The 24,678-nt window shown below is 72.6% G+C and carries 25 protein-coding genes, 1 tRNA gene and 1 pseudogene; 19 read left to right on the forward strand and 8 right to left on the reverse strand.

Annotated features, from left to right (window positions below):
* Positions 1-50 precede the first annotated feature (50 nt).
* Positions 51-1,577, reverse strand: a complete 1,527-nt coding sequence (locus ACIQAC_RS08560) for a radical SAM protein (protein WP_402188338.1) — start codon at positions 1,575-1,577, stop codon at positions 51-53.
* Positions 1,577-4,189 (reverse strand): glycosyltransferase, encoded by a 2,613-nt coding sequence (locus tag ACIQAC_RS08565; RefSeq protein ID WP_402188340.1) that lies wholly within the window; start codon positions 4,187-4,189, stop codon positions 1,577-1,579. The genes ACIQAC_RS08560 and ACIQAC_RS08565 overlap by 1 nt, the downstream gene beginning before the upstream one ends.
* Positions 4,190-4,475: 286 nt before the next feature.
* Here ACIQAC_RS08565 and ACIQAC_RS08570 point away from each other — a divergent pair, with 286 nt between their 5' ends.
* Positions 4,476-5,876, forward strand: a complete 1,401-nt coding sequence (locus ACIQAC_RS08570; protein ID WP_402188342.1) for an MFS transporter — start codon at positions 4,476-4,478, stop codon at positions 5,874-5,876.
* Between the two features lie 286 nt (positions 5,877-6,162).
* Here the strand turns inward: ACIQAC_RS08570 and ACIQAC_RS08575 are convergent, their stop codons facing one another.
* Positions 6,163-6,612, reverse strand: coding sequence for a DUF5707 domain-containing protein (locus ACIQAC_RS08575; RefSeq protein WP_402188344.1), 450 nt, complete (start codon positions 6,610-6,612; stop codon positions 6,163-6,165).
* A gap of 254 nt (positions 6,613-6,866) precedes the next feature.
* On the opposite strand from ACIQAC_RS08575, the gene ACIQAC_RS08580 reads away from it, so the two are divergent.
* The 4 genes and pseudogenes from ACIQAC_RS08580 to ACIQAC_RS08595 all read left to right on the forward strand — a co-directional run.
* Positions 6,867-7,214 (forward strand): DUF1330 domain-containing protein, encoded by a 348-nt coding sequence (locus tag ACIQAC_RS08580; protein ID WP_402188346.1) that lies wholly within the window; start codon positions 6,867-6,869, stop codon positions 7,212-7,214.
* Between the two features lie 85 nt (positions 7,215-7,299).
* On the forward strand, positions 7,300-8,214 hold the full coding sequence (locus ACIQAC_RS08585) for a sigma-70 family RNA polymerase sigma factor (RefSeq protein WP_402188348.1): 915 nt from the start codon (positions 7,300-7,302) through the stop codon (positions 8,212-8,214).
* A gap of 87 nt (positions 8,215-8,301) precedes the next feature.
* Positions 8,302-8,748 carry an SRPBCC family protein gene (locus tag ACIQAC_RS08590; RefSeq protein ID WP_402188350.1) on the forward strand — a complete coding sequence of 149 codons (447 nt, stop codon included), beginning with the start codon at positions 8,302-8,304 and terminating at the stop codon, positions 8,746-8,748.
* 25 nt (positions 8,749-8,773) lie between these two features.
* Positions 8,774-9,088, forward strand: a pseudogene (locus ACIQAC_RS08595) (heme-binding protein); the annotation flags it as partial.
* A 36-nt stretch (positions 9,089-9,124) separates the two neighbouring features.
* Here ACIQAC_RS08595 and ACIQAC_RS08600 read toward each other — a convergent pair.
* The 3 genes from ACIQAC_RS08600 to ACIQAC_RS08610 form a co-directional block, all read right to left on the reverse strand.
* Positions 9,125-10,987 carry a copper resistance CopC/CopD family protein gene (locus tag ACIQAC_RS08600; RefSeq protein WP_402189257.1) on the reverse strand — a complete coding sequence of 621 codons (1,863 nt, stop codon included), beginning with the start codon at positions 10,985-10,987 and terminating at the stop codon, positions 9,125-9,127.
* Positions 10,988-11,161: 174 nt separating this feature from the next.
* Positions 11,162-11,800 carry a GNAT family N-acetyltransferase gene (locus tag ACIQAC_RS08605; protein WP_402189259.1) on the reverse strand — a complete coding sequence of 213 codons (639 nt, stop codon included), beginning with the start codon at positions 11,798-11,800 and terminating at the stop codon, positions 11,162-11,164.
* Positions 11,801-11,954: 154 nt separating this feature from the next.
* Positions 11,955-14,063, reverse strand: a complete 2,109-nt coding sequence (locus tag ACIQAC_RS08610) for a penicillin acylase family protein (protein WP_402188352.1) — start codon at positions 14,061-14,063, stop codon at positions 11,955-11,957.
* Between the two features lie 83 nt (positions 14,064-14,146).
* Between ACIQAC_RS08610 and ACIQAC_RS08615 the strand changes: the two genes are divergently transcribed.
* The 5 genes from ACIQAC_RS08615 to ACIQAC_RS08635 all read left to right on the forward strand — a co-directional run bounded on the left by ACIQAC_RS08615 (position 14,147) and on the right by ACIQAC_RS08635 (position 17,194).
* Positions 14,147-14,857, forward strand: coding sequence for a siderophore-interacting protein (locus ACIQAC_RS08615; RefSeq protein WP_402188354.1), 711 nt, complete (start codon positions 14,147-14,149; stop codon positions 14,855-14,857).
* Positions 14,858-15,292: 435 nt separating this feature from the next.
* A complete protein-coding gene (locus ACIQAC_RS08620; RefSeq protein ID WP_402188356.1) occupies positions 15,293-15,889 on the forward strand; it encodes an HhH-GPD-type base excision DNA repair protein in 597 nt (198 codons plus the stop codon).
* A gap of 70 nt (positions 15,890-15,959) precedes the next feature.
* Entirely contained in the window at positions 15,960-16,559 is a 600-nt protein-coding gene (locus tag ACIQAC_RS08625; protein WP_402188357.1) for an HdeD family acid-resistance protein, read from the forward strand.
* Positions 16,560-16,672: 113 nt separating this feature from the next.
* Positions 16,673-17,005, forward strand: coding sequence for a hypothetical protein (locus ACIQAC_RS08630; RefSeq protein ID WP_402188359.1), 333 nt, complete (start codon positions 16,673-16,675; stop codon positions 17,003-17,005).
* A gap of 54 nt (positions 17,006-17,059) precedes the next feature.
* Positions 17,060-17,194 (forward strand): hypothetical protein, encoded by a 135-nt coding sequence (locus ACIQAC_RS08635; RefSeq protein ID WP_402188361.1) that lies wholly within the window; start codon positions 17,060-17,062, stop codon positions 17,192-17,194.
* Positions 17,195-17,244: 50 nt separating this feature from the next.
* On the opposite strand, the gene ACIQAC_RS08640 is transcribed toward ACIQAC_RS08635, so the two are convergent.
* Positions 17,245-18,903, reverse strand: coding sequence for a helicase HerA-like domain-containing protein (locus tag ACIQAC_RS08640; protein WP_402188362.1), 1,659 nt, complete (start codon positions 18,901-18,903; stop codon positions 17,245-17,247).
* A gap of 140 nt (positions 18,904-19,043) precedes the next feature.
* Here ACIQAC_RS08640 and ACIQAC_RS08645 point away from each other — a divergent pair, with 140 nt between their 5' ends.
* A complete protein-coding gene (locus tag ACIQAC_RS08645; protein WP_004943146.1) occupies positions 19,044-19,340 on the forward strand; it encodes a type II toxin-antitoxin system VapB family antitoxin in 297 nt (98 codons plus the stop codon).
* 147 nt (positions 19,341-19,487) lie between these two features.
* Entirely contained in the window at positions 19,488-20,147 is a 660-nt protein-coding gene (locus tag ACIQAC_RS08650) for a LytR C-terminal domain-containing protein (RefSeq protein ID WP_402188364.1), read from the forward strand.
* Positions 20,148-20,591: 444 nt separating this feature from the next.
* On the opposite strand, the gene upp is transcribed toward ACIQAC_RS08650, so the two are convergent.
* Complete coding sequence (gene upp, locus ACIQAC_RS08655) at positions 20,592-21,227, reverse strand: uracil phosphoribosyltransferase (protein WP_402188366.1); 636 nt, start codon at positions 21,225-21,227, stop codon at positions 20,592-20,594.
* A gap of 96 nt (positions 21,228-21,323) precedes the next feature.
* Between upp and ACIQAC_RS08660 the strand changes: the two genes are divergently transcribed.
* The 7 genes from ACIQAC_RS08660 to ACIQAC_RS08690 all read left to right on the forward strand — a co-directional run bounded on the left by ACIQAC_RS08660 (position 21,324) and on the right by ACIQAC_RS08690 (position 24,565).
* A complete protein-coding gene (locus ACIQAC_RS08660) occupies positions 21,324-21,617 on the forward strand; it encodes a hypothetical protein (RefSeq protein ID WP_402188367.1) in 294 nt (97 codons plus the stop codon).
* Positions 21,618-21,899: 282 nt separating this feature from the next.
* Positions 21,900-22,454, forward strand: coding sequence for a hypothetical protein (locus ACIQAC_RS08665; protein WP_402189261.1), 555 nt, complete (start codon positions 21,900-21,902; stop codon positions 22,452-22,454).
* 56 nt (positions 22,455-22,510) lie between these two features.
* Positions 22,511-22,942: a tRNA adenosine(34) deaminase TadA gene (tadA, locus tag ACIQAC_RS08670; RefSeq protein WP_402188369.1), complete on the forward strand. Its 432-nt coding sequence runs from the start codon at positions 22,511-22,513 to the stop codon at positions 22,940-22,942.
* 75 nt (positions 22,943-23,017) lie between these two features.
* Positions 23,018-23,102 (forward strand) — tRNA-Ser (locus ACIQAC_RS08675).
* Between the two features lie 250 nt (positions 23,103-23,352).
* A complete protein-coding gene (locus tag ACIQAC_RS08680; RefSeq protein WP_402188371.1) occupies positions 23,353-23,841 on the forward strand; it encodes a hypothetical protein in 489 nt (162 codons plus the stop codon).
* A 254-nt stretch (positions 23,842-24,095) separates the two neighbouring features.
* On the forward strand, positions 24,096-24,275 hold the full coding sequence (locus tag ACIQAC_RS08685; protein ID WP_402188373.1) for a hypothetical protein: 180 nt from the start codon (positions 24,096-24,098) through the stop codon (positions 24,273-24,275).
* Positions 24,272-24,565: a Dabb family protein gene (locus tag ACIQAC_RS08690; protein WP_402188375.1), complete on the forward strand. Its 294-nt coding sequence runs from the start codon at positions 24,272-24,274 to the stop codon at positions 24,563-24,565. The genes ACIQAC_RS08685 and ACIQAC_RS08690 overlap by 4 nt, the downstream gene beginning before the upstream one ends.
* The last annotated feature ends 113 nt before the right edge of the window (positions 24,566-24,678 follow it).

Below are 24,678 nucleotides of genomic sequence, written 5' to 3' on the forward strand. Positions count from 1 at the left end.
GCCGGCCGGTGTGGCGGGTCCCCCGTGCTCCTCGCACGGTCGGCCCGTTCCTAGGCCGCCGTCGCCGGTTCCGCCATCAGTTCCGTGTTGATGATCGCCTCCACCAGCGTCTCGCCCACCGGTGTCAGCGTCACCGTGCCCGCGGTCTCGTCGGTGCGCAGCAGACCGCGGTCGCTCAGGGTGCCGAAGACCGCCCGCCACTGCGGGGAGAAGAGCGACGCCCCGGGGAAGCGGCGGCGGTGCACGTCCTCCCGGAGCGGCTGGAGGGTGGAGAGCGCCATGTTCACGGCCCGGGTCTGCTGGGCCCGCTCGGTGAACGCGGTCGCCGAGCCGAGGGGGATCCGGCCGGCGTCCACGGCTTCGGCGTACGCGCGCGCGTCGACGTTCGTCATGCCCTCGGAGGCCCGGCAGCTGGAGCTGCCGCCGAGGCCGATGGCGACCTCGGGCCGCTGCTGGTCCTGGTCGGCCATGAGGGCCTTCCACTTCTCCGGTCCGGCGCCGGGCCTGGCGAAGTACATGGTCGGATGCTCGGTCCAGCCCGCCGCCCGCAGGCCCTCGGTGAGGATCTCCCGCATCTGGTACTGCTCGCCGAGCGTCGGCCAGCGGTGGCCCCGGGACTCCAGCCTGGTCCGGTACTCGGGGAGTTGCCAGGCCGCGGGACGCACCCCGGAGACCCCGGTCCGGGTGTCGGCGTAGTCCCGCAGATGGAGCTTGGTGCAGACCACGGCGGTCGGGTCGTGTTCCAGCACGGTGTCCAGGTCGCGCCGGACACTGTCCAGGGACTGGTCGAGCAGGCCGTACATGAGGTCGATGCTGATCCAGTCGAAGCCGGTGGCCTTCGCCCGGTGGATGAACTCCGTGCAGGCGGCGGCGGTGTGCTCGCGGCCGCTGAGGGGCAGCACGTGGTCGTCGAACGACTGCACCCCGCTGGAGACCTTGGTGCAGCCCAGCTCGGCGAGCAGCTCCAGTTTGGGCGGGGTGAAGGTGGTGGGGTCGCCCTCGAAGCGGATCGTGGTGCCGGGGCCGAAGGCGAAGTTCTCCCGGTAGAAGTCGAGCAGCCGGCGGATCTCGCCGGCGGGCAGCAGCGAGGGCGTACCGCCGAACACGTTGAACTCGCCGACCGGGGCCGAGGCCAGGTGCGGGACCCGGCGCAGCCACAGCCGGGCCTCCCGGATGTTCCAGTCCACCCACTGCGCCGCCCGCCGGTTCACGGTCTCCTGCGGGCCCTTCACGATGACGACCGGGTACTGGCAGAACCGGCAGCGGTAGGCGCAGGTGGGGATGTACGCCCACAGGTGGATCGGGGGAGTGGTCCGGAGCTGGTGGTCGAGGTCGTCGAGGAACGCCTCCGGGTCGTAGTCCTCGATGTTGCCCGGGAAGACGTGCGCGCCGAACGGGTCCTCGCGTACGTACTCCAGCAGATGCCGGTTGCCGGGGGCGGCGAGGGCGTGGACGGCGGCCGGGACCGGGGCGGTCGGATCGACGGCCAGAAGGGATTCCAGGGCGGGGTCGGGGGAGCCGGGGGCCGAGCGGGGAACAGGATCGGGGTCGGGGGCGGGGTCGGGGGCGGTGGTCATCAGAAGACACCTCCGTTGCCGAAGTAGTCGTGGGCCTCGCCGGATTCGCGGTCCTCGCAGTAGTACGCGACGAACTCCCGGAACCGGTCGCGGGGGATCTCCTCCAGACAGGGCGGCAGCGGGGGCGGATGGCCGATGTCGTCGCCGACCGCGGCCCGCAGCCGCTCGAAGAGGGCGTCGGCGAACTCGAAGTAGAGCCGGAAGGACGGTGTCTTGTAGGCGTGGATGGGGGTGAAGTCGACGATCCGCATCTCGTCGACCAGCTCGGCGATGCGCTGGCGCAGGGCGTCGGCGAGGGAGGCGCCGAAGAACTCCCGTACGGGTTCGGTGGTGAGCAGGTCCGGGTCGAGGAGGAGGGGCAGGAGAAGGTTCTTGGGGGTGAAGTCCTTGATGGAGAACTCCCAGGCACGCAGGGCCTCTTCCGCCGTGAGGTCCCGCTCGGCGGACGCCTCCCCGTCGGGCCGGATGTCCCGCATCACGATCGTCCCGTGGGATCCGTACGCCCTGCCCTCGACGACCTCCTCCAGCGCGTGGTCCACCCGGCGCGGGTTGATCTCCACCCGGGAGTCGGGGACGTAGGTCCGGCTGCCGCCGAGGGCCGAGACCTTGATGCCGAAGTCCCAGTCGTCGGAGAGGTGGTTGACGAAGTGCCCGTCCTGGAGCTGGTAGAAGATCTCGATGCCGCCGGCCCGGTCGTGCGCGGTGCGTTCGACGGCGAAGCCCTTGCCGTCGGGGAAGCCGCCGAACAGGGCGAAGGCGACCGCGCGGCAGCGCAGGGTGCGGGAGATCGCGTCCCAGAGGCGGGGGCGGTCCCTGAAGTGCTCCTCGCGGTAGTAGTAGTCGCAGACACCGAGGTCGGCGCCGATGTCGTCCATCGCCGTCAGGAGGGTGGACAGCCAGGTGTCGTCCACCTGGCAGTCGGCGTCCGCGGAGACCAGGTAGAAGCGGTCGTCGGACGCCGTGCCAGCGGGGCGGCCCGCGCTCCGGTCGGCGGCGAACCGCATCCCGGTCCGGCGGGCGCACGAGACGCCCTGCTCGGGTTCGTGGACGACGTGCAGCGGCAGGTCGGGGTGCTCGGCCGCGAAGGCCTTGGCCAACTCCACCGTTCCGTCGGTGGAGTTGTTGTCGACGAGGACGATCTCGTACAGCTCCGGGTCCAGCCGGCGCCCGCTGCCGTCGGAGGTGCGCTGGTCGTGGAGTGATTCCAGTACGGCCCGCAGGTTCGCGGCCTCGTTGTAGACGGGCAGGATCACGCTCATCCGGGTTCTGGCGCCCATCGGGGTGAGCACGAGCCGGTCGAGCAGGCGCTCCGCGCTGGAGCGGCCGAAGTGGCGGTTGCCCAGGCGGTGGTTGTGCTCGGCCGTGGCGGACCGCAGAGTGTCGTCGTTCAACAGCTGTGCCACCTCGTTCACGAATGCGGGGGTCGGCAGGTCGTCGTGCAGGACGGGCGCGCGGAAGCCCTTGTCGCCGTAGACCGTCGGATACAGCTCGTAACCGCTGGTGATGTAGGGGACCTTGGCGGCGATCGCCTCGCCGATCGGGTTTCCGTAGCTCTCGTAGTCGTAGGACGTCAGGAACGACACCAGGTCGGCGTGGGCGAGCAGGTCGCGTACCGAGTGGCCGCCGCCGGCTGGGGCGCCGGCCGCGTCGGTGTCGGGGGCGAGCCAGCCGGCGAAGACGACCCGGTCGGTGACGCCGAGTTCGCGGGCGAGCGAGGTCAGCCGCCGGTACTCGTGCGGGTCCTCGCCGGTGTCGCCCGCCACCAGGAGCCGGACGTCCGTCCGCGGGGCCAGGGCGGCGACCAGGTGGATGTCCCGGTCGATCCGCTTCTGCGGGATGATCCGGGTGGTGCGGGCGATCAGCCGGGCGGTGTGCGGCACGGCGTGCTCGGCGCGGAAGGTCAGGTTCTCCGGGCCCACGGTGGCGGGCCTTCGGGGGAAGGCGTTCGGCAGTACGTCGATGTCGCGGACGTGCGGTGCCCAGGCGCGGGTCAGGGTGCGGGCCCGCTCGTGCAGGGCGAGATAGCGGACGTGGACGGAGTCGAGCAGCGGCGGCACGTGCGGGTAGGGCGGGCTGCCGTACTTGCCGGTGCCCGGTTCGCTCTGCCACATCAGGTCGTGGTCGCGCCACAGCACGAAGCGGCCCAGCCGGTGCCGGGCGCCGTGGACGGTGATCGCCTTCTGGAGGGCACGGGTGACCATGATGTTCTCCGGCAGGGTGCCGTTCTCCACCAGTACCCGGGTGACGCCGAGCGACTCCCACAGGGCCAGTACCCGTGCGCACAGGGCGTCCGTGATCCGCTCCACCTCGGGCAGCAGCCGTACGTCACCCTTCTCCACGACCTCCTGGAGGACCGCGGTGACCAGGGAGGCGTCGTAGCCGTCGACGGTGTCGAGGCCGGGCAGCCGGGACAGCCGCACCCACGGGGGCAGCAGCCGGGCCTCGTCGCGGTAGGGCACGAAGAACCTGCCCTTGTCCGCCTTGATGTCGTAGCCGAGGTCGAGGTGGACCTCGTAGCCGCGGTCGTGGAAGTGCCGGGCGGTCTTCACGAACTCGACGACCACTCCGGACAACGGGGTGGCGTCGAAGGACACACCCCACAGGACGGCCATGCCTCGCCTCCCTCCCCCCGGCGTCGCGGCCGGGGCTCGTCGGGCCGACTCCTGTGCCGGGGAGGGCACTTACCGCCACGGTACGGGCCGGGTCCCGGCGGTCCACGGGTCCGCCGGGGGACTGCACGGCCGTACCCGAGGGTGTACCCGTCCGGGTAGGGAGAGGGCTTTGCGGCGTGCGAACGGGAAGGAGAGGCACGCCCCACCCCTTACGGTCGGCTTCCCGGCACGCGGATCCGGTTCCCGGGTACGCGGATCTGATGCCTCGACACGTCGGAGGACGGACATGCTGCTGGCCCGCGTCGCCGTGTGCGCGGTGTTTCTGCTCGACGGCGCCGTCTACGGATCGTGGGCGGCGCAGGTGCCGGCGCTGGCCCGGCAGGCACACGCCGGGAACGCCGTGCTCGGGCTTGTGCTGCTGGGGCCCGCGGCGGCGATGGTCCTCACGGCCGTCCCGGCGGGCCGGGCCTGTGCGCGGTTCGGGCCACGGGCGGTGACGGCGGTCTGTCTCGGCCTGGGGTTCGTGGTGCTCGCCCTGGTCGGCACGGCCGGCTCCGCCCTCCGGCTCGGTCTCACCCTGGCCGTGCTCGGCGGCCTCATGGGCATGGTCGACGTCGCCGCGAACGTCGCCGGAGTCGCCGTCGTCCGCGCTCTCGACCGGCCCCTGATGCCGCTGTTCCACGCCCACTTCAGCATCGGCGGACTGGTCGGCGCGGGGGGTGCCGCGCTGGGCGCGGCCGCCGGTGCGGGTACGACGACCCAGCTCGCCGCGGTCGCGGGCGCCGGCCTGCTGACACTCACGGTCGTGACCAGGTGGCTGCCCGACGAACGCCCACCGGCCCGCGAGGACCGCCACCCCCGACGAAGTGCGGTGTCCGGTGACGACCGGAGCGTGGGGGTCGGTGACGGCCGGGGTGCCGTTGCCGGTGATCGGCGGCGTGCGGTTGCCGGTGACCGGCGGCATGCGGTTGCCGGTGACCGGCGGGGTGCGGTGGCCGGTGACCGGCGGCGTGCGGTTGCCGGTGACCGGCGGTTGTGGGCCGTCGCGGCCGGGGCGGTGCTCGTCGCGGTCGCCGAGGGCGCCTGTTCGGAGTGGTCGGGCATCTTCCTCGTACAGCAGCACGAGACCGCCGACGTGGTGGGCGTCGGCGGCTACGCGCTGTTCACGGCGGTCGTCGCGGCGACCCGCCTCGGGGGCGAACGCCTCGAACGGCTCCTGGGGGCCCATCTGTTGGTGGGCGGCGGAGCGCTGCTGGCCGCGGCCGGACTGCTCCTCACGGCGACCGCGCCGGCCGCGTCCGTGGCGATCGCCGGGCTCGGCCTAGCCGGCGCCGGCCTGGCATGCGCCTTCCCGGTCCTGATCGGCCTGGCGGGCCGCGCGGGTGAGGCGCGGGACAGGGACGGAGACGGAGACGGAGACAGAGGCGGGCGGGAAGATGGGCGCGGAGGCGAGGGTGCGGAAGTGGGCAGAGGCGGCGGGGAACGGGAGATCGCCTTCGTCACCACCGTCGCCTACGCCGGCATGCTCGCCGGTCCGCCGCTGATCGGCTGGACGGCCGGGGTCGCCGGACTCCCCCTCGCCATGGGCACGGTGGCCGTGGCCTGCCTGGCGGTGGCACCGGCCGCGTGGATCGCCCGCCGGACGGCACCGGAGACGAAGCCGGCACGTTCTCCGGCGGCGACCTGACGACCAGCCCGCCGGTTCCCCTCGCTCCCGACGGCTGCCCGACCGCGCACGCCACCAACTCGTCCGCGCCGAACCGCTGCCCGACCGCGATTGCGACCAACTCCCCCGCTTCGAACGGCTGCACGACCGCGAAAGCCGCCAGCACCCCCGCCCCAAACCACTGCCCGACCGCGCACGCCACCAACTCGTCGGCCCCGAACCGCTGCACGACCGCGAAAGCCGCCCGTCCCCTCCGCCGAGGACTGCTACTTGGGCGTGGCCGTCGGCGGATCCCCGCCCCGGCGGGCTACTTGACGGTGAAGGTCGTCGTCTTTGTGTTCAGGGTCGTGGTGCCGTCCTTGGCCGTGGTCAGGGTCGCGACGTACCAGTCGCCCTTCGGGGTCGCCTCGGCGGCCGGGACCGGGGTCCTGTAGGTGCACTTCGTGGTGTCGTCGCCCGTGGACTCGCAGGTGGCGGCCTCGACGTCCGCCATCTCCTTGGCCGTCGGCTCCTGTTCGGCGAGGGACGAGTCGGCCGGCCAGGCCAGCACCTTCACGCTCTTGACGCCGGAGGACGCCGTGACGTCGGTGGTGAAGGTGAAGGAACCGTCCCGGTCGCCCTGCGGCGCGGTGTAGCGGGCGGTGCTCCCGTCCAGCGCGGGCGCCTGCTCGTCACCGGCGTAGGCGAGGGCGAACGCTCCGGCCCCGCCGAGGACGACAACAGCGGCGGCCGCGGAGAGAGCGATACGTCGGGACATGAGGAGGTCTCCATAACTGTGAGCCGGTGCGGAGCCGGCGCCCTTGGCTGCGCCGCTGCGTCGATGCTGTCAGCGGGGCGATGCCCCGGACCTGAGCACGGATACTCATCCCGCCTGAGTGATCACTCCCCCGCCGGCTCCGCACCGGTTCCGCCGGCGCCGTCCATTACCCACGACGTCATCGACCCCGGGGGCCCCGCACTGCGACGATCACGCCAGTACGGAGAAGCCCGCACGCCGACCAGGAGGACCGTATGCCCGCCTATGTCATCGCCCATCTTCAGGACGCCGCCCCGCACCCGGACGTCGCCGAGTACATCGAGCGGATACCCGGCACCTTCGCGCCGTACGGCGGCCGCTTCCTCGTGCACTTCGCGCAGCACGAGGTGAAGGAGGGGACATGGCCCGGGGCCGTCGTGGTGATCGGGTTCCCCGGGACCGCCGAGGCGCGGGCCTGGTGGGACTCGCCCGCCTACCAGGAGATCGCCCCGCTGCGCGCCCGCCACATCGCGGGCGACATCATCCTGGTCGAGGGCGTCCCGGACGGCTACGACCCGGCCCGCAGCGCGCAGACCGTACGGGAGGCGGCGGCCGCGGAGTAGGCCGAGAGGGGGCGTACGGGTCGCCGTAGGATCGGAGGGGGAGCGGGGGCTCCCCGACGGTCGTCCCGCGAAAGGCATCGGCATCATGGACCAGCAGCAGCCGCTCGCGGAGGACTCGCTGGAGGAGGCGGCGGACGCGTTCCAGCGGGTGCGTCCACGGCTGTTCGGCATCGCCTACCGGATCCTGGGCAGCGTGTCCGAGGCCGAGGACGTCGTGCAGGACGTATGGCCGCGCTGGCAGGGCACCGACCGGGCCGCGGTCCGGGACCCGGCGGCGTTCCTCGCGCGGATCACGACCCGGCTGGCCATCAACGTGGCGCAGTCGGCGCGCGTCCGCCGCGAGGCCTACGTCGGGCAGTGGCTGCCCGAGCCGGTGGACACCAGTGTGGACCCGCAGATCGGCGCCGAGCGCGGCGAGGCCATGGAACTGGCCGTGCTGCTCGTCCTGGAGAAGCTGAACCCCGTGGAGCGGGCGGCCTACGTGCTGCGGGAGGCGTTCGACTACTCGTACGACGAGATCGCGAGCATGCTGGACCTGACGCAGGCCAACTGCCGGCAGATCATCAGCCGGTCCCGCAAGCGGCTGTCCACCGAGCGCCGCGCACCCGTCGACATGGACCAGCACCGGCGGCTGCTCAACGCTTTCGTCGCCGCCGCGCGGGGCGGGGACGTGGCCGCCCTGGAGGACGTGCTGGCGGCCGACGCCGTCGCCTACGCGGACGGCAACGGCATGCGGGGCGTGGCGCGGCTGGAGATCGCGGGCGCCGAGCGCGCGGCCCGGGTCACGGCCTTCGCCCACCACTTCTTCCCGGACGCCGAGTACAGCGTGGTCGAGGCCAACGGCCTGCCCAGCCTGCGGCTCGCCCAGGACGGCGTCACCGTCGCCCTGGTCACCATCGACGCCGGACCGTCCGGGATCGAGGCGCTGTACTGGGTCATCGCGCCGGACAAGCTGCGGGCGTACGACCGTTCCACGCTGCGGCCGGCGGTACGGCCGTAGGGGCGGACCCTCCGTCGTGCGGGCCGGTCCCGGCCCGGCCACACTGGGACGACACGCTGCCTGCTGCCGCGGAAGGACGTGATCGGTGTGGCCCGGACGCGTCGGCTGATCCTGAGTTCGCCGGACGAGGTGTGGGCGCTGCTGTCCGAGGGCCGGCGGTACGGGGAGTGGGTGACCGGGACCCGCGAGGTGCTCGCCGTGGATCCGGGCTGGCCGGACGTGGGCGCCCGGCTGCGGGTGCGGGTCGGCGCCGGGCCGCTCACCCTCGACGACACCTGTGTGGTGCGGATCTGTGAACCGGGACGGCGGCTGGAGCTGGAGGCGAAGGCCGAGCCGTTCGGCGCCGCCCGGATCGCGATGCGGCTGCTGCCCTGGGGCGAACACACGCTGTTCACCCTGGACTGGCACGCGCTGCGCGGCCCCGGCACCCGGATGCACGGGCTCCCCGTCGACTACGTCGTCGCCGTCCGCAACGGCATGATGCTGACCAAGCTGGCCCGGATCGCCGTACAGGAGCACGGCCGGAACGTGTGACGGGCCCGGCGTCCGGCGTCAGCCCAGCGTGGCCGTGGTCGACCGCAACGGCAACACTCTGGTCACCCTGCGCGGCGACGGCGCGGGCCCGCAGTCCTACGAGTCCGCCGAGCGCAAGGCGTTCACCGCCGTCTCCTGGAACGCCCCCACGTCCGAGCTGGCGGGGCGCCTGGAGCAGACGCCGAACCTGAAGGACATCCCCGGCACGCTGTTCCTCGGCGGCGGCGCCCCGGTCGCCGTGAAGGGCGCCCCGGTCGCGGGCATCGGTGTCGCGGGCGCCCCGTCGGGCGACCTGGACGAGAAGTTCGCGCGGGCCGGGGTGGCCGCGCTCGGCCGCTGAGAGCCGCCGAGCCGCCGAGCCGCCGTCCGCCGGGCGTCAGCGCTCGACCCGGATCGTCCGTACCTCGCTCACCTGGTCCACCTCGGACACCCGGATCGTCATCTTCATGGTCCAGGAGCCCTCGATGGGCAGGTTGAGCGAGTCGGTGGCCCAGTAGCCGCCGCGGTCGGTCAGTTCGGCGTCGATCGGGCCGAGTTCCTTGCTCGGCAGGCTGAAGGACAGCCGCAGCTCCGGCACGATCGAGACGCCGTTGTCCGGTCCGAAGACCACCGCCTGCACGGAGTTGTCGCCCACCCGGGCCGGATCCAGCGTGATCTGCACCTTGCCGTACGCACCGCCCCCGGCGTCGAAGGCCACCGTCTCGGTGACGGTACGGGGCTGGCCGACCGTCGACGCGGCGGCCGCCTCGTCCGCCGCCCGGCCGGGCAGGGTGGCCGTCAGCACGGTGGTGACGATGAGTACGGCGAGCCCGATCCCCACCTCGGCGAACACGGACCGCTTCAGCGCCCGGCGGTGCAGCCCGTCGTCACCGCCGCCCACCGGGGTCCGCGCCGGCGTGGACGCCACGTCCGGCCGCTCCGGCCCGGCGTCCGACGGCTCGCCGTCCGGCAGTCCGGACCCGGTGTCCGCCCGCTCCGGCTCCACCTCCGACGTACCGCTCCTGCCACCGTCTCCGCCACCGGCCCCGCTCCCGGCCCCGATCGCCGCCGGAACCCGCTCCTCCACCGGGCTCTCCACCCGCGCCCCGGCCGTCGCCCACCCGATGGTGAACCGCCGGGAGAAGCCCGCGGTCGCGAGCAGCGCGCCCACCACCACCAGCTTGATCAGCAGCAGCCGCCCGTACTCGGTGCCGGTCAGCGCCTCCAGGGAGCCGAGGCCGCGCCAGGACTGGTAGAGCCCGGTCACGACCAGCACGGTCACCGAGGCGAACGCGACCCGCGAGAAACGGCCGACCGCGGCCACCGACAGGCTGTCGGTCCGGTACAGCGTGACGAGCAGGGCCGTGAGCCCGCCCAGCCAGACCGCCGTGGCCAGCAGATGCAGCGTCGACGAGGCGATCGCCACCGGCACCTGGATCCCGGCCGAGGCGTGCTCGGCGGCGGCCCAGGTCACGGCGAGCCCGACCGCGACGGCGCCTCCCGCGCCGAGCAGGGCCGGCGAGGGGCGCCTGGACAGCCGTACGAGAAGCAGGGCCGTCAGGGCCAGCAGGGCGAGGCGGACCAGGAGCAGGATGCCGGGGCGGCCGGACAGGGTGCGGGTGAGGCCGTCGGGGTCGAAGGCGTCCGCAGGGCCGGTGCCCGCCTCGTAGGGGGCGCGGAGCAGCAGCAGGGCGAGGGTCGTGGCCAGCAGGGTCCACCAGGCGGTGCGCAGCAGCGGGCGCAGCGCGGAAGTGTCCGCCGGCCGGCAGACGGCCGCGAAGACGGCGGCGCCGATGAGCACGGCACCGGCGAGGTAGGCGAGATAGCGGGCGGTCTGCTGGAGGGCGTTGGTGGCCGGGTTCTCGGGCGGCCCGGTGTCGACCACGGCCGAGGTCGGCGAGGGGGCGCCGATGGAGAACGTGAACGCGCCGGAGACGGGATGGCTGTCGGACGACACCACCCGCCAGGCCACCGTGTAGGTGCCCTTGTCCAGGCCGGACGCCGGCAGGGGGACCCGGATCTCGTCGGAGCTGCCGGGCACGTGCGCGACGGTGCCGAGCCGGACCCGGTGGTTGCCGGGGTCGTAGACACGCACCGAGCCGTCGAGCAGGCCGACGGACTCGGTGAAGGTCAGGGTGAGATCGCGCGGGGCGGTGGCGACGACGCTTCCGTCGCCGGGATCGGTGCCGCGGAGAGCGGCGTGCGCGGACGCCGGTCCCGTGCCGGCGAGGAACACGACCAGCAGGGTGCCCAGCAGCACCAGCCCGCGAAGCCACCGCCCTCGGCGGTCGCCGGGGCGTTCGCTGTCACGGCCGCCGTAGCCGCCGGGTGTTCCGGGTCGGCCCCGGTCGCCGTGTCCGCCATCGCACACCACGTCGTCTCTCCGTCTTCGGATGCCCTTCCGGAATACGTACGGACGGCGGCGTCCCGCTGCTCACCCTGCGGGCCGCCGGTGTCGCGGGACCCGGGAGAACGCCGTCTCCCGCCGGAGGAACGCCAGCTGCGCCCGCTTCTCCGGCAGGTACACGTCCGGCAGATCGATCTCCGGCAGCACCACGACCGGCCCCGGGGTGAAACCCTGGCGCAGGAAACGGGCGATCGCCTTGCCGTTGTCCACGTCCGGGTCGGCCACGATACGCGGCCGGTCGAGGGTCACCAGGACGTACGTCACCAGCACCGACGCCAGCGCGGCCGACCAGCCGGGACGCTCGCCGTCCGGGCCGGCGGGCGCGAGCAGCAGATGGACGCCGATGTCGCCGGGCTCCACCTCGTAGCAGTCACCGACGCGGTCGGCGTCCGGCTCGTAGGTCTGGAGCAGGGCGACCGGGGTGCCGTCCTTGACGGCGAGGAAGGCGTGGTGGGTGTCCAGGCCGTCCATGTGCGCGTAGATCCCGGCGACCCGCTCGCGGTCCAGGCCGGTCATGCCCCAGAACACGGCCCGCTCCTCGCTCACCCAGCCGTGCACCACCCCGGCGTCCGCGTCGGCGTCGAGCGGCAGCACCCGTACGGTCCCGAACCCGCCGACGGTCTGCTCGTGGACGGCGGGGCGGTGGGCGTACGGGTCCGCGGGCAGCGACGGCCCATCGGTGACCGGGCTCTCGGTGACCGGGCTCTCGGCGACAGGCCTGTCGGCCACGGGTCTGTCGGCCACGGGCCTCTCGGTGACGGGCCCATCGGTGACGGGCCTCTCTGCCACGGGCCCCTCTGCCGGCCCGGACAGCGGTCTCTCAGACATCGGTCTCCTTGGTGAGCTTGTGCCAGTCGGTGACGACGGGAGCCAGTTCTCCCCCGAGCCACAGGGGGAGTTGGTCGCGGTGATGGGGTGTGCCGGGGACGCCGGACGCGCCGAGGGGCACCACCCACAGGCTGTCCTCGCGCCGGGCCAGGTCCCACACGTAACGGGCGGCCGGGCCACGGGCGGCCCGGTCGGTGATCCCGGGTACGGAGGACACGCACAGCACACAGTCGTGGTCGCCGGACAGCCCCGGTTCGTCGGCGGATCCCCCTCGCGCGGGCAGCGCCCGCCAGGGTGCGAGGCGGTGGGTCTCGCCCCAGGTGCGGTCGGGCAGCCCGGCGGCCTCCTCCAGTGCCGCGCGCACAATCGCGTCACGGTCGACGCCGTACAACTCCTCGGCGTTCAGCAGGTGTTCGAGGGCGAAGCCGACGCGCGGGACGAGGGCCAGCCAGGGCTGGAGGGCCTCGGGGTAGGCGGGCGGTTCGGTGAGGGCGGCGAACGCCGGGTGCGCGGCGAGCCGGCGGACGACCAGCGAGCGCAGGGCGGCGAAGGCGGCGGCGTCGCGGTCGGCGGCCTCCATCCGGCGGTCCCAGCGCAGCAGCCGCTCGCGCAGGGCCACGGCCCCGGGTGTGAGGGCGCCGGCGGGCAGGGCGGCGAGGCGGTCCAGGAGGGGGCCCGCGGACGTCAGCCGGGTGTCCATGTGGACGGTGGGCATGTCGGCGGCCGACCAGTGGTCCTTCCCGGCGAGCAGGGCGGCGATACGGTCGGCGCGGTGGGGCGGGGCGAACTCGACACCGAACGGGGTGGCGAGGCCACGCTGGTTGGCCATCACCGCGACACCGTCCACGAGTGGGGTACGGGGCATCTCGTGCCAGCCGGTCCACTCGTGGCCGGGCTCCCAGGCGGGCACCAGGCGCAGCCGGTTGGCCTCGGCCCGCACCGGCACCCGGCCCGCGACCCGGTGCAGGGTGCCGCCCCCGGTGTCGGCGGCCTGCACCACGTTGACCGGCTCCACCCAGCGGTCGAAGGCCCGGTCGACGTCGGCGACCGTACGGGCGCGCAGCAGGGGGAGCAGGGCACCGAAGCCGAGGTCGGAGGTGACGCGGGGCGGGTGGCGCAGACTGAGCGCGACCGGTACGGCGTCCTCGCCGCCGTCCGGCAGGGCCCCGCCCTCAAGGCCCTCGGGGCCCCCGGCGATCACCGGCCCCCGCTCCGTCTCGATCACCTCGACGGGCACCCGCTCCTCACCGGCGACCTCGATGAACTCGGTGTGCAGACGGGCCCGTCGCCAGGTCCCGTCGGGGCCGAGGGCCTCCACGCCGGCGCCGGTGCGCCGCAGCCGCTCGCGGTACAGGTCCTGGTAGTCGGCCATGGCGTTGGTGATGGCCCAGGCGACCGTGCCGGTGTGGCCGAAGTGGGCGATGCCGGGGATGCCGGGCACGGCGAGGCCGAGGACGTCGAACTCCGGGCAGGCCAGGCGTATTTGCTGGTAGACGCCGGGGTCCTCGATGAAGCGGTGGGGGTCGCCGGCGATGACCGCGTGTCCGGTGGCGGTGCGGTCGCCGGAGACGAGCCAGCCGTTGCTGCCGGAGGTGCCGGGTCCGTCGGTGGCGAACAGGCCGACCGACTCCGGGCCCAGGTGCCGGATCGCCTCCTCGCGCCAGAGTTTCGCCGGGAAGCCCGCGAAGAGGATGTGCGTGGCCAGCCAGACGCCGAGCGGCGTCCAGGGCTGCCAGCGGCCCGCGGTGACGCCGGCCGCGGCGAACTCCGGTGCGCGCAGGGCGCCTTCGGTGAGCGAGGCGTTGACGCCGTCGACGTAGGCCCGTACGAAGTCGGCGGTCTCCGGGTCGTTCGCGGCGAGTTGGTCGAAGCAGCGGCGGGCGGTGTCGGCGAGCCGGGCGCGGCGGGCGAGGACGTCCCAGGGCAGGGCGGGGGTGCCGAGGAAGGCGGCGGAGGTGCCCTCCAGGCGGTGCCGTTCGATCTCCAGCTGCCAGGCGCGGTCGAGGGCGGTGGCGCGGCCCTGGGCGTGGGCGAGTGCGCGAACCCCGTCGGCGCGCAGGTGCGGGATGCCGTGGGCATCGCGGTAGAGCTCGGAACTCACCCTGTTTTCCTTCCGGACTTTAGGTTAGGCTTGCCTAAGTAAGCAGATGTGGCGGAATGGTACGTGAAGGGTGAAGGGGCACCATGGGGCAGGGTCACGGCTGGCAGGGCACGGTCCTGAAGCTGATGGGCGCGAAGGACTTCGTCCTCACCGTGACGGGAGGCGAGGACGCCGGTCCCGACTACCGGCGGGTGCACTTCACCGACGGCGGCCTGCTCGCGGCGCACGGTGTGCACCCGACCATGTGGGTGCGGGTGTGGTTCGACAACGGGGGCAAGCCCCACCAGCGCGCGTACACGCTGGTCGACCCGGACCCCGACGCCGGCACGTTCTCCTTCGAGTTCGCACTCCACGAGGGGTGCGCCAGTGACTGGGCGCGGGCGGCGAAGCCCGGGGACACCATCGAGGCGACGGTGATGGGTACGGGCTTCCAGCGGCCCCAGCCCGAACCCTCGCACGTCTTCGCGATCGGTGACCCGGCTTCGCTGCCCGCGCTCAACTCCCTTCTCGACGAGCTGGGTTCCGCGCCGGCGACGGTGTGGTTCGAGGGGAGTGTGGACGGGCTGCCGTGCCGTGCCGACTCCGGGCGGCACGAGATCCGGGAGGTGCCGCGCCGGGACACGGACCTTGTGGACCGGGTCCGCGCCGATCTCCCCACGCTCCTTGGGGCGACCCCGGACCCCTATGTCTGGATCGCCTGCGACACGGCCACGACCCGCACGCTGGCGTCCTACGTCCGTAAGGACCTGGGAGTCCCCAAACAACGCCTACACGCCTTGGGCTACTGGCGCTGACCATGCAGTACGCACCGGCGGCACCCCGTCGCGCCGGGTGGTGTTGTCGGGTGCGGCGCCGTCGTGGCCGTTCGCGCAGTTCCCCGCGCCCCTGGAGGGGTGACGGCTGTCGTGACGGTGCGGCAACGTCGTGGCTCGTCGCGCAGTTCCCCGCGCCCCTGGGGGGTGACGGTTCTTGTGACGGTGCGGCGCCGTCGTGGTCGTTCGCGCAGTTCCCCGCGCCCCGGGGGGGGGTGACGGCTGTCGTGACGGTCCCTCTTCGAGGTACGTGAGCCTCACGGCTTCAAGGGGCGCGGGGAACTGCGCGACCAGCCCCCACCGGCCCGCACCCGGCGTCGGGGCTGGAGGGCGTGCAGCCCGGCATTCGCGGGTGCCGCCCTGCGGCACGCCTGCCCGCGTCGAGCGCAGCCCCCGTACTCGCGGAATCATGGGCACATGGACGTCACACTTCACATCGCTCAGGATCCCGCCGCCGACGCCTTGCTCGGGCGGTCCGCTCTCGCCGCCCTGACCGGCATGCTGCTCGATCAGCAGGTGCCGATGGAGTGGGCGTTCAAGGGACCCCGGACCATCGCGGACCGGCTCGGCGCGGACGACCTGGACGCGCACGACATCGCCGCCCAGGACCCGGACACCTTCGCGGCGGTCCTCTCCGAGAAGCCCGCGGTACACCGCTACCCCGGCTCGATGGCCAAGCGCATCCACCAGCTCTGCCAGTACCTCGTCGAGCACTACGACGGTGACGCCGAGGCCGTCTGGCGCGACGCCGAAACCGGCGCCGAACTTCTCGGGCGCCTGGAGGAACTCCCCGGCTTCGGCAAGCAGAAGGCCCAGATCTTCCTGGCCCTGCTCGGCAAGCAGCTCGGCGTACAGCCGAAGGGCTGGCGCGAGGCGGCGGGACCGTACGGCGAGGTGAAGTCCTACCGCTCGGTCGCCGACATCACGGGCCCGGAGTCGCTGGCGAAGGTCCGCGCGCACAAGCAGGAGATGAAGGCCGCGGCGAAGGCGGCCAAGTCCGCCAAGCAGTCCTAGGCCACCGCCGGGTCCACCGCTTGGCCCGCCCCCGGTGGCGCCCCCGCCGCCCCCGGTCCAAGCATGGATCATGACCGACGCGTACGACGACCGGCCCGAACCGCCCTTCGAGGGCCCGCTGCACAGCCTCTCCCGGGCCGCCTGGCAGGTCGTCCTGGTGACCGGTATCGCCTCCGTGGTCCTCGGTGTGCTGGTGCTGGTCTGGCCCGGCGCCTCCCTGTTCGCCGCCGGTGTCCTCTTCGGCCTCTACCTCCTGATCAGCGGCGTCTTCCAGCTGGTCGCCGCGTTCGGGACGCACCGGACCACCTCGCTGCGGGTGCTCGCGTTCATCAGCGGCGCGCTGTCGATCCTGCTGGGCCTGTTCTGCTTCCGCGGCCCGATGCAGTCGATCCTGCTGCTCGCCCTGTGGATCGGCATCGGCTGGCTGATCCGCGGCATCACCCAGACGCTGGCCGCCGTGCACGACAGCACGATGCCGGCCCGCGGCTGGCAGATCTTCCTCGGCGTCGTCACGTTCCTCGGCGGCATCGTGCTGATCGACTCCCCGTTCGAGTCGGTCGCCGTCCTGACCCTGGTCGGCGGCATCTGGCTGCTCGCGGTGGGCGTCACCGAGATCATCACCGCCGCCCGTATGCGGGACCGCGCCCGGCAGGTCCCGCACACGCTGTGAACGCCGGTGAGGGGGACGGCCACCCGCGCGAAGACGCCCCCTCCCTACGCCGAGCGGGCGGATCTCCCACCCCGCGCGCGGAACCCGGCCCCCCGCACGGGGACATCACCCCCGTGAACCCCGCCCGGCGCACTCCCGCACGGCACGGTTGGCTGCGGATCGCGGTCCTGCTGCTCGCCCTGCTGGTCCCGGGCGCACACACGGGAACGCACGCCCTCCCCGTCGCCCTGGCCGCCGGCGAGAACAGCGGCCAGGTCGCCGAGTGCGACGTACTGGACACCGTCGTACGCCCCACCGCCCGCGCCGCCCGCCGCCCGGCCGCTCCCCGGCGCCCCGCACCACCCCCGGCCAACGGCCCCGCACGCCCGGCCCACTCCACGCACCCCGCGCCGCCCCGGCCCCCGTACACCCCACGCTGCCTCCGCTCGGTGGTCCTGCGCTGCTGACGGGCCCCGCCCCGCAACGGCACCCGACCCCACCACCGAGCGAGGAACACCAACATGCCCACAGACCCGTACGCCGTGCTGCGCGCCCTGCTGCGCGCGGAGGCCGTCCGCAACGCGCCGAAGCCGGACCCGAAGGAACCGAAGCAGTCACGCGCCGCCGCTCCTCTCAGGGAGCGCAGGCAGGGCTGACCGGAGCGCCGGACGCCCCCCGTGGGCGTCCGGCATCCCGACCGTCCCGCTCAGCGCCGGCGGCGGGCCGTGCCGAAGACCGAGCGGGTGATCTCCCGCCCGATCTGCGTACCGATCGACCGGGCCAGGGACTTGAACATGCCACTGCCGACGACCTGTTCGACGACGTTTCCCTGCGGCTTCTCACTCCGCGTCCGCTTCGGCTCCGCGGCGGGCTCCGGTGCCGGCTCCGGTGCCGGCTCCAGTGCCGGCTCCGGTGCGGCCCGCCGCTCCAGCTTCTCGTACGCCGACTCGCGGTCGACGGCCTGCGCGTAGCGCGCGTGCAGCGGCGAGGCGGCCACCGCCCGGTCGAGGGCCGCCGCGTCGACCGGCGCCATCAGGGACTCGGGGGCGCGCAGCCGGGTCGCGGCGACCGGGGTGGGCGCGCCCTTCTCGCTCAGTACGGTCACCACCGCCTCCCCGGTGCCGAGGCCGGTGAGCAGCTCCTCCAGGTCGTACGCCGAGTTCGGGAAGGTCTTCACGGTCGCCTTGAGCGCCTTCTGGTCGTCCGGGGTGAAGGCGCGCAGCGCGTGCTGGACGCGGTTGCCGAGCTGGGCGAGGACGTCCGCGGGCACGTCCTTCGGGGTCTGCGTCACGAAGAACACACCGACCCCTTTCGAGCGAATGAGCCGCACGGTCTGTGTGATCGAGTCGAGGAACGCCCGGGACGCGTCGTTGAAGAGCAGATGCGCCTCGTCGAAGAAGAAGACGAGCTTCGGCTTCTCCGCGTCCCCGACCTCGGGCAGATCGTGGAAGAGATCGGCGAGCAGCCACATCAGGAACGTCGAGAACAGCTGCGGTCTGTCCTGTACGGCGGGGAGTTCGAGGACCGACACCGTGCCGCGTCCGTCGCTCGCCGTGCGCAGGAACTCGGCCGTGTCGAACTCCGGTTCACCGAAGAAGTCGCCCATGCCCTGGCCCTCGAACGCGGTGAGCGAGCGCAGGATCACCCCGGCCGTGGCGGTGGACAGACCGCCGATGTTCTTCAGCTCGGCCTTGCCCTCGTCGGAGGTGAGGAAGGCGACGACCGACCTGAGGTCCTTGAGGTCGAGGAGTTCGAGGCCCTTCTGGTCGGCGTAGTGGAAGATCAGGCCGAGCGACTGCTCCTGGGTCTGGTTCAGCCGGAGCACCTTGGAGAGCAGGACCGGCCCGAAGCTGGTGACGGTGGCGCGTACGGGGATGCCGTGACCGATGCCGCCGAGCGCGTAGAACTCGGCCGGGAACCCGGTCGCCGTCCACTCCTGGTGCACGTCGGCGGCGCGGGCGCGGACCTTGTCGTTGTCGGCGCCGGGCGCCGAGATACCGGAGACGTCGCCCTTGATGTCGGCGAGGAACACCGGCACGCCCTGCGCGGAGAGCTGCTCGGCGATCAGCTGGAGCGTCTTGGTCTTGCCGGTGCCGGTGGCGCCCGCGACGAGCCCGTGGCGGTTCAGCATCGGCAACGGGATCCGGATCTGCGCGTCGGGCAGACACACCCCGTCCCAGAGCAGGGCGCCCAGATCGAGGGCGGGCCCGGTGAAGGCGTACCCGGAGGCGATCTCCAGGGCTTTCTGGGGGAGGGCTTCCTGGGGCAGAGCTTCCTGGGGGAGGGCGGGGGTGGTACCGGGGGCCGTGCCTGCCGGTTCGGTGGACGATCCGGTGGCCGCGGATGAAGCCTTGCTGTCGCTCATGTCGGACCCCTGTGTCGGACCTTCGTGTCGGACCTGCACAGTCCAGTCTTCCGGTTTGCCACGATTTACGGCATCTTTTCCGGTGTCGCACTCCCTCTCCATGGCTGCGCCGCGAAGCTCTTGACCGGTAGGCTTTCCGTGTGATCTTCAAGCGCATCGGAAACGGCCGGCCGTACCCCGACCACGGCCGGGAAAGCACCCGGCAGTGGGCGGACGTCGCGCCGCGCCCGGTCCGCCTCGATCAGCTCGTGACCACCAAGCAGCAACTCGACCTGGAGACGCTGCTCGCCGAGGACTCGACCTTCTACGGCGACCTCTTCGCGCATGTCGTGAAGTGGCAGGGCGATCTGTATCTGGAGGACGGACTGCACCGCGCGGTCCGCGCCGCGCTCCAGCAGCGGCAGGTGCTGCACGCGCGCGTCCTCGAACTCGACTGACGCCCGCGTCGCTCGCCGCCCACCGCTCCCCGTTCTCCGCCCTTTGCGGGCACCCGTGGGAAACCTGTTGGCCCTTTCGGGTTGGACTGGGCGGCGTCGAATGATCATCTAGTAGGCATCGTCGCCCAAGCGCACTACGCTGCGCTCATGAGCATGCTGACTCCCCCTGGCATGGGCGGCCAGTACCGGATCACGGGGGACAAATACCCACGAATGCGCCGTCCCCGGCGGCGCGGCAGGATCGTGCTCGCCGTGGTGGCCTCGACCGCCGCGATCGGCATGGTCGGCTGGGGCACGTTGCAGCTCATCGACGTCTTCACCGGCGGCGACGAGGCGTCGGCCGCGGGGCTGAAGTCGGACTGCGGGCGCGGGGTGAGTCCGTCGCCCAGCGCGAGTGGCTCCGCCGTGGCCGGTGCGGTGCCCGTGCCCGTGCCCGGGAAGATCACGGTGAACGTCCTCAACGCCACGACGAAGGCCGGGCTTGCCAAGCGGACGGCGGACGAGCTGGCGAAACGTGGCTTCAAGATCGGGGATGTGGGGAACGCGGCGAAGGAGTACGACAAGAAGGTGAAGGGCACCGGGATACTTCTCGGGCCTTCGGCCTCCTTGAAGACGTCGTTGCCGGTGCTGGGTACGCAGTTGGGGGGCGCGGAGCGGCGTACGGACGCGGCCCGCAAGGGTGCCGAGATCGACCTGATCATCGGGAACGCGTTCAAGTCCCTCTCCCCCCGCGCCACCGCCGACAAGGCCCTCACGACCTTGACGTCCCCGAAGCCGACCCCAACCGGAACCAACCGCCACTGCTGACACGGCCCCGGCGTGGGGGTGCGGGCAGGGGGCGTTCACGCAACCCGGCGCCGCCGTGGTGCCGCCGCGCCCACCCGTGCCGCCCCAGCGGCACGACTGCCCGCGGCTACGCGGATACCGGCGCGCCGCGGCTGCGCCGCGTGAGCGGGCACCGCCCGGCGACACGCTTCCACCAGACACGAGCCCCAAGGCTCCGAGGGGCGCAGGAAACTGCGCGACCAACCCCCACCGGACCCGCGCCCGAACGACTACCCCTTCAGGGGCGCGGGGAACTGCGCGACAAGCCCCCACCGGCCCGCGGCCGAACGACGCTTTCCCAGGGGCGCGAGGAACTGCGCGACAAGCCACCACCGGCCCGCGGCCGAACGACGCTTTTCCAGGGGCGCGGGGAACTGCGCGAACAGGCACCACCGGGCCGCGGGCGGAGACGAGACCAGGTCCGGGTCAGTCCACCGTGCCGTACATGCGGTCGCCCGCGTCCCCCAGCCCCGGCACGATGTACCCGTGTTCGTTGAGCCGCTCGTCCACCGACGCCGTCACGACAGTGACCGGCGTCCCCGCGAGCTCGCGCTCCATGACCTCCACCCCCTCCGGCGCAGCCAGCAACACCACCGCGGTGACATCGTCGGCCCCCCGCTTGATGAGCTCCTGGATCGCCGCGACCAGCGTGCCCCCCGTGGCGAGCATCGGATCCAGCACGTACACCTGCCGCCCGGACAGATCCTCCGGCATCCGCGTCGCGTACGTGGACGCCTGGAGCGTCTCCTCGTCGCGGATCATGCCCAGGAACCCCACCTCGGCGGTCGGCAGCAACCGCACCATGCCGTCCAGCATGCCGAGCCCGGCCCGCAGGATCGGCACCACCAGCGGACGCGGGTGGGAGAGCTTCACGCCGGTGGTCGGGGAGACCGGCGTGACGATGTCGACCTGTTCGGTCCGCACGTCCCGCGTGGCCTCGTAGGCGAGCAGGGTGACCAGCTCGTCGGCGAGCCGACGGAAGGTCGGGGAGTCGGTGCGCCGGTCGCGCAGGGTGGTGAGCTTGTGGGCGACCAGGGGGTGGTCGACGACGTGGAGACGCATGTCCACAACAGTAACCGTGCCGCCTCCCCGTGCGCGCTGGCATCAAACGGGCCGTCCGGGGGAAAGTGGGAGGGACGGACCCGGGGTGGTGAACCCATGCGTGACCTGCCAGACCTGCCCGACCTGCCGGACGGCGGCCTGCCCCGACGAAGGGGCACTCCGGCCGGCCGGCGCGAGAACGACCGCCGGTACGACCGCGAGAACGACCGCGAGAACGGCCACGAGCACGACCGTGACCGCGAGGAGTCGGAGGCCGAGCGCCGCCGACGGCGCGCCCAGTTCCTGCGGGAGCTGGCGGAGGCCCGCGCGCTGCGCGACCGGGTGCAGCCCCGCCGCGCGAAGACCGCACGGCTGAGGCGCGCCATGCGCATGCGAACATTCCGCTGGTAGGGAAGATCCGCGCCCCGCACGGGCGTTGACCGGGTGGTCGTGCGAAGCCGTGGGGAAAAGCCGCGTACGATCCGCTGGTGGCGGCGACAAGTGCGCTGGTGACTCTTTACGCACGTGCGATCAAAAGAGCCGGACACAGGGAGCCGAAGACGTCCCCTGGGCGCCTTGTTTCTGCCACGATTCCGAGTGGGTGGGGCTCGGAGCACCGCTCCCTCCCCCCGCCCGAAGCCTCCGCCGGGGGGACCCCCAACCGGCACGCCTATGACCAGTGGGAGAGTCACGGTGTACTTCGCCGCACTGCTCGCGCGCACCGAAGACGGGTGGGAAGCGAGCGATACAGAGCTCGATGATGTGGAAACCCTGTCGGATCTGGCCGACCTGGCCCGGGAGGCCACTCCCGACGAGGACACGGTGCTCGTGCTGATCGAGCAGGAGGACGCCTGGTTCGGCGTCGTCCGTCTCGACGGCGAGGAGGACCCGCGTATCTACGTCTCCGACGCCGCCGCGGCTGCCCGCAGCAGCTACGGCGAGATCCTGCTCACCGACGAACTGCTCGGCCGGGAGCCCGGCGGCGACGACACCGCCGACCTGGACTCCCTCGACCTCGACGGTACCGAGGACGGTGAGCCCGACGAAGATGACGACGACGGCGACGGGGAAGGCGCAACGGAGGGCGGCGGCTCCGCCGACTCCGTGCCGCACGGCCCGGTCGGCGACACCGCCATCCTGGACGACCTGGGCGTCAGCGTGAAGGAACTGCTGTCCCTGACCGAGGACGCGCTGACCGAGATCGCCGAGTCCCTCGGCGCCTCGGAGGTGCTGGAGACCGTGCGCTGACCCCGACCCCCTCCGACCCAGCCCCTGACCCGGTACGCGACCGGTGGCGGGCCGCGATGCGGCTCGCCCTGGACGAGGCCGGGCGGGCCGCCGACGGCGGTGACGTGCCCGTCGGCGCCGTCGTACTGGCCCCGGACGGTACGACCGTCCTGGCGGCCGGGCACAACGAACGCGAGGCCACCGGCGATCCCACGGCCCACGCGGAGGTACTGGCGCTGCGCAGGGCGGCCGCCGTACTCGGGGAGTGGCGGCTCACCGGCTGCACGCTCGTCGTCACCCTGGAACCCTGCACGATGTGCGCGGGCGCGCTGGTGCTGTCCCGCGTGGACCGGGTCGTCTACGGCGCTCGCGACGACAAGGGCGGCGCGGCCGGCTCCCTCTGGGACGTCGTACGCGACCGCCGGCTCAACCACCGGCCCGAGGTGATCGAGAGCGTGCTCGCGGAGGAGTGCGCCCGCGTCCTCACCGACTTCTTCCGCGACCGCTGAGCCCCCGGAACTGCCTCCCGGGAGCCCTCAATACCGATTTCAAACCACGCCCCACCTTGCTGTAAGGTCTCTCTCGGTAGCGTGTCCGAGCGGCCGAAGGAGCTCGCCTCGAAAGCGAGTGTGGCGCAAGTCACCGAGGGTTCAAATCCCTCCGCTACCGCGGCAGACGAAGGGCCCGGCTCAATGAGCCGGGCCCTTCGCGCATGCCCGGTGCGGTTTCCGCCCCGGGCGGCCGGCACGCGCACCCGTCGCGGTGGCGCAACCCGGCAATCTCCAGAAGAACCCTTCCGTTCCAGATGGTTGTCTTGCGGCGGCGCCGCCGGGGTTCGGTGTGCGGTGCCCACAGCCCGCGCTGTGCCCACAGCCCGCGCCTTGCCCGCTGTCCGTCTTCCGAGGGGAAACGCACCGTCATGACCAGACGTGCCATTGCCAGAGCCGCCTGTATCGCCGCCGCCGGCGTTGTGCTGGCGGGAGGGGTCACCGTCGCCACGTCGGGCACGGCGACGGCCGCCCGTTCCGACTGCGAGCGCAGCACCAACGGCTTCCGCGACATCTCCGACAGCCTGGCCGGCGTCCAGGCCGGTCCGCAGGACAAGCTGCTGCGTTCGAACGACCCGCAGGGCCTCACCGGGCGCATCAGCCTGCGCGCCGCCCGGATCAACGGCGACATCCACGGGTTCGCCGCGCTCGCGGCCCCGCGTGTGGGGGACGACGTGTGGATGGACTGGTCGGTCGACGGCGGCCACAGCGTCCTCGTCCAGTGCGGGCCCTTCGTCGCGAGCCGTGACGGCTTCCAGATCACCAGCGCCGCGAAGGTGACGTCCAACGACGCGAACTACAAGTTCCGTGCCTGCGGCGGAGGCCGCGGCCAGGCGGTGCAGTGCACCGACTGGTGGTAGGCGGACCGGGCGGTCCGCGCGGCGCGGGAGGACACGGAACCGGACGGGGGACGGCCCCGGTGTCCCCCCGTCACCGCTGAGAGAAGGGCCCCGTCGCCAGACGGGGCCCTTCCTGCCGTCCGGACACCGCGCGACAAGGGGCTTTGTCCGGTGGGCTGTTGGTCCTCAAATACGACGTGAAGTTACACTCACCGCCGGCAAGCAGCGGACTCTCGGGCGGGGCAGTCGCGAGGGCAGTCACAGGGGAGGCCGCTTTGGCGGTGAATGCGAAGAAGGTCGCCGTCTATGTACTCGTGGTCTTCGCGCTGTACTTGATCATCACCGACCCGGGCAAGGCGACCGACTACGTCCAGATAGTGTTCGAGGGCATATCGGACGCCGCCCAGGCCATCGGCGACTTCATGACCTGGGTGGTCAACGGAGGTAAGTCATGATCCGTCACCTGGTTCTCTTCAAGCTCAACGAGGGCGTCGAGCGCGCCGACCCGAGGGTCGTGGAGGGCGTCGAGGCCTTCCGGTCGCTCGACGGCCTGATCGACGACCTGCGCTTCTGGGAGCTCGGCTGGAACATCAGCGAGCGGCCCATCGCCTACGACTTCGCGATCAACTCTGCCGTCGAGGACACGGACGCCCTGAAGCGCTATTTGGAGCATCCGGCACACCAGGCGGGAGTGGCGATGTGGCGCGAGTTCGCCACATGGGTGGTCGCCGACTACGAGTTCTGAGAAACCCCCGGTCAGCAAGGACTCCGCCCGGTACGGCGGAGGGCTTCACTACGTCCCACGGGACCCGTTTGCCCTCAACACGGCGTTATGCGGTGCTTGCACACAGTGCACAT

The sequence above is a fragment of the Streptomyces sp. NPDC088387 genome (assembly GCF_044753385.1).
Taxonomy (GTDB): domain Bacteria; phylum Actinomycetota; class Actinomycetes; order Streptomycetales; family Streptomycetaceae; genus Streptomyces.

Bases quoted from the DNA above. Each gene is read 5' to 3' on its own strand.
- ACIQAC_RS08635 (WP_402188361.1), top strand. From the start codon at position 17,060: ATGCCCACAGACCCGTACGCCGTGCTGCGCGCCCTGCTGCGCGCGGAG.
- tadA (WP_402188369.1), top strand. From the start codon at position 22,511: ATGCGGCTCGCCCTGGACGAGGCCGGGCGGGCCGCCGACGGCGGTGAC.
- ACIQAC_RS08620 (WP_402188356.1), top strand. From the start codon at position 15,293: ATGGACGTCACACTTCACATCGCTCAGGATCCCGCCGCCGACGCCTTG.
- ACIQAC_RS08660 (WP_402188367.1), top strand. From the start codon at position 21,324: ATGCGTGACCTGCCAGACCTGCCCGACCTGCCGGACGGCGGCCTGCCC.
- ACIQAC_RS08650 (WP_402188364.1), top strand. From the start codon at position 19,488: ATGAGCATGCTGACTCCCCCTGGCATGGGCGGCCAGTACCGGATCACG.
- upp (WP_402188366.1), bottom strand. From the start codon at position 21,227: ATGCGTCTCCACGTCGTCGACCACCCCCTGGTCGCCCACAAGCTCACC.
- ACIQAC_RS08560 (WP_402188338.1), bottom strand. From the start codon at position 1,577: ATGACCACCGCCCCCGACCCCGCCCCCGACCCCGATCCTGTTCCCCGC.
- ACIQAC_RS08690 (WP_402188375.1), top strand. From the start codon at position 24,272: ATGATCCGTCACCTGGTTCTCTTCAAGCTCAACGAGGGCGTCGAGCGC.
- ACIQAC_RS08625 (WP_402188357.1), top strand. From the start codon at position 15,960: ATGACCGACGCGTACGACGACCGGCCCGAACCGCCCTTCGAGGGCCCG.
- ACIQAC_RS08580 (WP_402188346.1), top strand. From the start codon at position 6,867: ATGCCCGCCTATGTCATCGCCCATCTTCAGGACGCCGCCCCGCACCCG.
- ACIQAC_RS08680 (WP_402188371.1), top strand. From the start codon at position 23,353: ATGACCAGACGTGCCATTGCCAGAGCCGCCTGTATCGCCGCCGCCGGC.
- ACIQAC_RS08640 (WP_402188362.1), bottom strand. From the start codon at position 18,903: ATGAGCGACAGCAAGGCTTCATCCGCGGCCACCGGATCGTCCACCGAA.
- ACIQAC_RS08575 (WP_402188344.1), bottom strand. From the start codon at position 6,612: ATGTCCCGACGTATCGCTCTCTCCGCGGCCGCCGCTGTTGTCGTCCTC.
- ACIQAC_RS08585 (WP_402188348.1), top strand. From the start codon at position 7,300: ATGGACCAGCAGCAGCCGCTCGCGGAGGACTCGCTGGAGGAGGCGGCG.
- ACIQAC_RS08565 (WP_402188340.1), bottom strand. From the start codon at position 4,189: ATGGCCGTCCTGTGGGGTGTGTCCTTCGACGCCACCCCGTTGTCCGGA.
- ACIQAC_RS08615 (WP_402188354.1), top strand. From the start codon at position 14,147: ATGGGGCAGGGTCACGGCTGGCAGGGCACGGTCCTGAAGCTGATGGGC.
- ACIQAC_RS08570 (WP_402188342.1), top strand. From the start codon at position 4,476: ATGCTGCTGGCCCGCGTCGCCGTGTGCGCGGTGTTTCTGCTCGACGGC.